A 6,547-nucleotide genomic window follows, 5' to 3' on the forward strand; every position below is an offset into this window, starting at 1 on the left:
TTTCAGGTAATCAGGCCACCGTCGACGGTATAGACGCCACCAGTGCAGTAGCTGGCATCATCACTCAACAGGAACGCCACCATGCGGGCCACCTCGTCAGGCCGGCCGGGCCTGGCTGCCCCACCCCAGGGGCCGGACCCCGCGGCCTGCACGAGTTGCTGGTACATCGGACTCTCGATGGCACCCGGAGCCACCGCATTGACACGAATGCCATGCCGTTCGTTCTCCAGGGCAGCAGAGGAGCTGAGAGCAATCACTGCGCGCTTCGATGCCCCATACAGGGCGCGATCCGCCCGTGCACGCAGCGCTGCGACCGATGCGAAGTTGACGATCGCGCCACCTCGCCCCTGTTCGATCATGGCCAACAGCGCATATTTGAGCGCCAGGAAAACCGCACGTACATTGACGTGAAACACCGCATCGAGATCAGCCACATCCAGTTCCGCGACAGGCCCTGACTTGCCGAGGATCCCGACGCAGTTCGATACGAGATCGAGGCTGCCAAAATGCTCACGGACACGGCCCACGGCATCGCGTGCAGCGACATCATCGGCCAGATCCGCCTCGACGCAGAGCAACGAGCCGCTGCCGGCACGTTGCTGTGCGAGGCGCTGCAATGCGGCCTGATCGCGATCGAGTGCGGCCACGCGACACCCTTCGGCCAGCAGCAATTCGACAACGGCGCCACCAATCGCGCCTGCTGCGCCCGTAACGAGTGCAGTCTTTCCTGAAAGCCCGTTGAATGACATGGTCAAATCCACTCAATCGAAGTTCTGGTTCTCACCCGATGACAAGGGCCTTGCCCGGCGTAGCGGGCTCCATGACCGCACCCCCGGGCACCTTCACGGAGTCCGATACCACCCATCCAGGTTCGCTGTCTTTTGGCCCCAATTTGATGATGTTGATATCCGCGACCACTTGATGGTCTTCTTTGCGGAAGGAAATCACACCCTTGGCGCTTTCAAAGCTGAGATCCTCGAGCGCCGGGATCACACCCGATGCGTCAGTGCCACCGGCTGCCTGAATTGCCCGCACATAGGCGTTCAGCGCCATATGCGCAGGGCCGACGTAGCCGGTCGGTGTGGTGTCGCCCGTTCTTTCCACATAGGCGTCGTACAGTTCCTTGCCGGCTTTGACGTCCTGGTAGGCATCGTAGTACCAGTGGCTGCCGGACCAGAAATTCTCTGGCAAATTCTGCTTGAGCGTCTGCGCAAAGACGAGCTCGCCGCTCAGGTCCATGATGACCTTGAGCTTGCGGGTGAGCCCCAGCGGCCGGGCCTGCGTGATCATGGTGAGGAAGTCCTCACCCGTCAGTGATTGATAGATCCCTTCGACCGGCTGGCGCATCATGGCCGCAACCTGATTCTTGAAGTCGATTGCGCCGAATTTGAACAGCACTGCCTCTGAAATCTGTGGCTCTTTGTGTGCCAGTTCGGGATAGTATCTGTGCAGCCCCGCCGTATACGAACGCCAAAGCGCATGGCCAAACTCCACATCCGGCAGCATCGCACCCCATTGCGTGATTTCGGGGTATTTTTCGGCCGCCAGCCGGGCCTGCGCCTGGGCGCGTGCGTAGGCGCTGTCTGTGATGCGGAACACGTTTTTGCTGAAGGATTCATGCGTGAGCGAATCGGCAACGGACCCGATGGTGATCAGCACGGCGTTCGAATCGTGCATGATACCGGCCAGGGCCAGCGCAGACGGCGTATTGAGGCCACCGACAAAGAGATTGATGCCCTGCCCCATCAACTCTTTCGCAGACGCGATCGCCGCATTGGGGTTGGCCTTGTCATCACGGAACACGACTTCGAGCTTGCGCCCGAGCACCCCGCCAGCGGCGTTGATTTGATCGACGGCAATCTGTGCCGAGAGTTGGCAATCTGGTGCATAAGTGGCCTGTGAACCGGTGAGCGGCAACAACACGCCGATCTTCAGCGTTTCTGCCGGCTGCGACCGCGCCACGACGGGAAGCAGCGCTGTGGCCCCGAACAAACCCAGTGTGGCCCCGCCGGCCAGAACCCGACGGCGTGATATCCGATTAGTCATCTCTGCTCCTTGTTGAGATCTTTATTCGAGCGCATGTGATGCGCGTGTCTCCTGCATCGGTTGAAATCATTTCAGCACGTCCAAACGAAACAAGTCAACGGATTTTTAAATTTGAATACAAATTCGTTTCATGATAAATTCTGTGTCATTGACAGCCTGGATCAGGGACCATGAGCGAATCATTCCTGTATATTGAGCAGGTCGGTCCGGTGCGTCGAATCTGGCTGGATCGCCCCCAGAAGAGGAACGCGCAAAGCCGCCAGATGCTGGATCAGCTCGATGCGGCCTTCAACGATGCGCGGGGCGACGAAAACACCCGTGTCGTCGTGCTTGCAGCAAAAGGGCCTGATTTCTCGGCTGGCCATGACCTGAAGCAGGCGCAAGAGGAACGGGCAGAATTCACCGTGGAAGAACGCTGGTCCTACGAAGAGCAGCGCTATTACGGATACTGCATGCGGATCTGGGATTTTCCCAAGCCAACGATCGCGCAGGTGCAAGGGGCCTGCATTGCAGCGGGATTCATGCTGGCCAACATGTGCGATCTCCTCGTAGCTTCAGAGGACGCCGTGTTTTCCGACCCCGTGACACACACGATGGGCGCAGCAGCAACCGAGGTTCTGATACACCCATGGGTCATGGGCCTGCGCCAGGCCAAGGAATTTCTCTTTGCCGGATCGAAGCTGACGGCCGCCGAAGCCAAGGCGATCGGCTTCGTGAATCAAGTTGTTCCCAGAGACCAGTTGGACCCGGCGACCCTGGCACTGGCCGGGCGCATCGCGCAAGCACCACCCTTTGCGTTGAAAATTCTCAAGAAATCACTGAACCGTTCAGCCGAAGTCCAGAACATGCGGCAGGCGCTGTCCGCTCACTTTGATCTGCACCAGCTCAGCCACGTGAGCAGCGAGTACCTGCAGACGAAGGAAGCCGGCCTTGCCAGCGCGATCAGGCATGGGAAGGTCAGAACGCATGATGAAGAAAAATAAATGATCTGCAAACTGTGTCGGGTGGCACACAAGCGGCCCCAGTCGCCTTGACAGAACAGTGTTCAAAGCCCGAACAAGCATGCGAGATCTGTATCCATGGATACAGACGCAGGAAACTCAATCCGCTACGCTGGGTCGAAGATTGGTACACGTATCATTGAGACGGGGACAATGAATGACTGACCGGCAAAAGACCACGCTCCTCCGGGGGGGCCGCCTGACGGGCATCCTTGACACCAGCATGAACAGCGTGCTGATCGAAGATGGCCGTATCGTCTGGATCGGGCGCGCAAAGGATGCGCCTTCTGCGAAGCGCGTGATCGAGCTGGACGGCAGTCGCGTCATTCCAGGTCTGACCGATGCGCACGCGCATCTTTATATGCGTGCTCAAGAGCTGATGAACCTTGGGCTTGGTCCGCGCACAACGACCCTCTCCGAACTGCTCGAGCGCGTGCGGGCGGCGTGCGCATCCGCTGGTCCAGACGAATGGGTACTGTCAGCCGATTACAGCGAGCAGTTTCTGGCCGAGCGCCGCCATCCCAGCCGCCAGGAACTGGACGCTGTATCGGCGGGCAAGCCGGTCTTGCTGCGCCGTACGGGTGGCCACCTTTCGGTGGCCAACTCGGCCGCCCTGAAGCACGCCGGCTTCGACGACACGACACCCGACCCGCTGGGCGGTACCATAGAGCGCGCGGATGGCAAGCTGTCGGGCGTCCTGACGGAAAACGCCGCGGACATGGTCGCCGCATTGGCGCCACCGCCTTCCACTGGCCGGAAAATCGACACCCTGCGGCAATTGGCTGACGAATGCCTGCAGTATGGCATTGTGGCTGTCGTCGAAGCGGCCGTGGGTTTCAACAACGGTTTCGACGTCGAGTGGAAGATCTGGAATGCGCTGCGGGATCAGGGCGGCCTTCCTCTGCGCATGGGGTTCATGCTGAGGATCGATCCCCGCGATGCTCAAGCGCGAAGCCTTGAACCAGGCGCCATTGATGTCCATTGGCAGGCACGGACCCTGAAGTTCTTTGTGGATGGCATCATCGGCGCCCGTACCGCCGCATTCCGGGAACCCTATGCTGACCGCGACACCTGCGGCATCCTGATGGACGAACCAGAGGCGTTGCGTACCAAGGTGGCTGAAGCCCATGCGCAGGGCTGGCAGCTTGCGGGGCACGTCATTGGCGACCGCGGGATCAATCACTGGCTCGACTGCCTGGCCCAGGCCCAGCAGGCCTGCCCCAGGCACGATGCACGGCACCGGCTCGAACACTTCGCAGTGTCGGACTTGCAGGCCCTGGCAAAAGTACAGGCGCTTGGCGCGGTGATCGTTCCACAGTATGGCTTCCTGCGCCGCCTGGGCCAGTCTTTCGCCGAGGCGGTAGGAAAGCAGCGCGCGGCACAGCTGTACCGCGGCTGCACCCTGTGCCAGGCCGGAATTCCCGTCGCCGGGAGTTCAGACCATCCGATCGGCGGGCTGTCACCTTATCTGGGTATCGCCGCTGCCATGGATCGCATGGCATCGAACGGCCTGGTGCTGAATGCCGATGAAGCCTTGACGGCCGAGGAAGCACTGCTGGCCTATTCCGTCGGCGGCGCTTACGTCATGGGCCACGAGACACGACGCGGTCGCCTGCAGGTCGGCCAACTCGCGGACATTGCGGTGCTGGACCGGGACATCCTTGCGATTCCGTCCTCGGAAATCGAGGGGGCACGGTCGAGACTGACGCTCGTCGGTGGCGTGGAAGCCTATGGCGACGGCACGCTGACCGGCTGAACTCACTGAAATAGAATGGCCTCGACTCGGGCCAAAACCTCGTCAACGATGAATTGCGGCACCCTTTCTTTGAGACGCACTTTGCGTGCCCGCCAATCCAGCGACTTCAACTGATGGCAGTGCACAGCGCCCTGGGTGTCGGTACCCGCCCTCATCAGCGTGACCACCGTTCCGTAGGTTCGGTGCGCCGCCGCAGCCCCCTGAGAAATCGGACAAATCATCGCCAACCCTTGCTGGTTGAAAGCCTTGCCGCTCAGCACCAGACCGAAGTGTGGCCCTTTCATCTCTCGACCAGAAGATGGGTCGAAATCCAGATGCACGATGTCACCACGGCTGGGTACATACGGCATCAGCCGTTCTCCAGCCCGACAGCAGGCATGTCTTCCCAACCCTCGACACGGGGCAAGCCTTCGGACATTTCAGCCATCAGGTCGGTCAGCTTATAGCGCGGACGGACTGGCGCCTCGACAGTCATCTTCTTGCCTTGAAGATGAAGCTCAACCTGGGAACCTTCACTGAGGCCGTTTTGGTCAACAAATACCTTGGGAACGGTCATCACGAGCGAGCCGCCTGCTTTGCGTAGAGTTTGAAGCATGGGAGCTCCCTGTTTCATCAGACTGGACAGGTTCTATTTTAATAGAACTAAATATCCTATTCAAGTAGGATAAATACATCCTATGGAGTTCGTGTAATGCCTGCTGCAGCAAGAAGCTCCGAAGGGATTATCTGATCAAGTCATTGAAAATTCCAGAATGAGGCCTTGTTTCCTCATGCCGGGAACATAACTGAAGACGAAGCTCTCCACCTGTGATTCACAGCGCAATCCTTTTCGCCCGGATTGCGCAGTCATTACAATGACGGCACCATCCCGGCTTCACTCGACCTGCGACACTGATGACCCAGCCCGATCTCTCCAGCCACACGCCAATGGTGGATCAAGAATAGCTAAAACCTGGGACAAAAACTCAAAATATAACTTTAAAATCAATCATATAAAGCAAACTACGTCCTACCCCTCCCTGACCTGTTATGGGCATGAATTGGCGTGTTTTGGCGACTAAATTATCCCAAATTTGTCCCAAAAATTTGACCGTCAACTTATGGCATATCTTGGCGTGTGCGGGCATACTTTGCCACGGCTCACCTCGACCCTCTCCAGCATGCCTAGCCACAATTTCCACTATGCCTGAACACGCCTTAATCGGTTCCCAAGATCACCTCAATGTGGCATTGTCAGGCTATTTGCTGACAGGGTATCCTAGTGCCGCTCGCTCCCTCTAACTTCTACCTGACACACTTGGCTGGCCTTCATCAAAAACTGTTGACCAGCCCAATTGTTCACACCTACTTCAATGGCACAGCCATCCGACTCGACGGCATAGAGTTGCTTCCAAATGATCAATTCTCGTTGCCATTCGGCACCTTCTCCACGGTCGAGTTTGCCCATCTGTTTTCCGTGTTCGACGGTAGCCGCGTTCATCAGCAGTTCGCCCACAAGACAGAGCAGGACGCCCCACCGGGAATATATTTCACGGTCATCAACAGCCACATCCTGCAAAGCCCATATAAAAATCGGCTAGGCATCTATACCGACCGACGCGGGGACTCCGACCTATTCATCGACTAAAGTGGACCCCAGAATCGAGACAGCGGTTTAAGCTGTAATCCGAGGAGGAAAACAGCGTGACAGAGGTCAGGAAACGCAAGGTTCACAGCGCGGAATTCAAGGCCAAGGTGGGCATAG

The 6,547-nt window shown here is 58.3% G+C and carries 7 protein-coding genes; 3 read left to right on the forward strand and 4 right to left on the reverse strand.

Features of this window, described 5'->3' with window-relative positions:
• Nucleotides 1-2 precede the first annotated feature (2 nt).
• Both WCY17_RS10770 and WCY17_RS10775 read right to left on the reverse strand, forming a co-directional pair.
• The gene (locus WCY17_RS10770; protein WP_372702190.1) at nucleotides 3-749 is read right to left on the reverse strand and encodes an SDR family NAD(P)-dependent oxidoreductase; all 747 of its coding nucleotides are present in this window, start codon (nucleotides 747-749) and stop codon (nucleotides 3-5) included.
• Nucleotides 750-780: 31 nt separating this feature from the next.
• Complete coding sequence (locus WCY17_RS10775) at nucleotides 781-2,046, reverse strand: ABC transporter substrate-binding protein (protein ID WP_372702191.1); 1,266 nt, start codon at nucleotides 2,044-2,046, stop codon at nucleotides 781-783.
• A 170-nt stretch (nucleotides 2,047-2,216) separates the two neighbouring features.
• On the opposite strand from WCY17_RS10775, the gene WCY17_RS10780 reads away from it, so the two are divergent.
• Nucleotides 2,217-3,029 carry an enoyl-CoA hydratase gene (locus WCY17_RS10780; RefSeq protein WP_372702192.1) on the forward strand — a complete coding sequence of 271 codons (813 nt, stop codon included), beginning with the start codon at nucleotides 2,217-2,219 and terminating at the stop codon, nucleotides 3,027-3,029.
• Nucleotides 3,030-3,204: 175 nt separating this feature from the next.
• Nucleotides 3,205-4,803 carry an amidohydrolase gene (locus WCY17_RS10785; protein ID WP_372702193.1) on the forward strand — a complete coding sequence of 533 codons (1,599 nt, stop codon included), beginning with the start codon at nucleotides 3,205-3,207 and terminating at the stop codon, nucleotides 4,801-4,803.
• A gap of 2 nt (nucleotides 4,804-4,805) precedes the next feature.
• Here WCY17_RS10785 and WCY17_RS10790 read toward each other — a convergent pair whose 3' ends face one another.
• Both WCY17_RS10790 and WCY17_RS10795 read right to left on the reverse strand, forming a co-directional pair.
• Complete coding sequence (locus WCY17_RS10790) at nucleotides 4,806-5,153, reverse strand: type II toxin-antitoxin system PemK/MazF family toxin (protein ID WP_372702194.1); 348 nt, start codon at nucleotides 5,151-5,153, stop codon at nucleotides 4,806-4,808.
• Nucleotides 5,153-5,398, reverse strand: coding sequence for an AbrB/MazE/SpoVT family DNA-binding domain-containing protein (locus WCY17_RS10795; RefSeq protein WP_372702195.1), 246 nt, complete (start codon nucleotides 5,396-5,398; stop codon nucleotides 5,153-5,155). The genes WCY17_RS10790 and WCY17_RS10795 overlap by 1 nt, the downstream gene beginning before the upstream one ends.
• A 666-nt stretch (nucleotides 5,399-6,064) precedes the next feature.
• Here WCY17_RS10795 and WCY17_RS10800 point away from each other — a divergent pair.
• Nucleotides 6,065-6,430: a hypothetical protein gene (locus WCY17_RS10800; RefSeq protein WP_372702196.1), complete on the forward strand. Its 366-nt coding sequence runs from the start codon at nucleotides 6,065-6,067 to the stop codon at nucleotides 6,428-6,430.
• Nucleotides 6,431-6,547: the final 117 nt, after the last annotated feature.

Origin of the sequence: Castellaniella sp., assembly GCF_041677825.1 — a bacterium.
Lineage (GTDB): Bacteria > Pseudomonadota > Gammaproteobacteria > Burkholderiales > Burkholderiaceae_B > Castellaniella.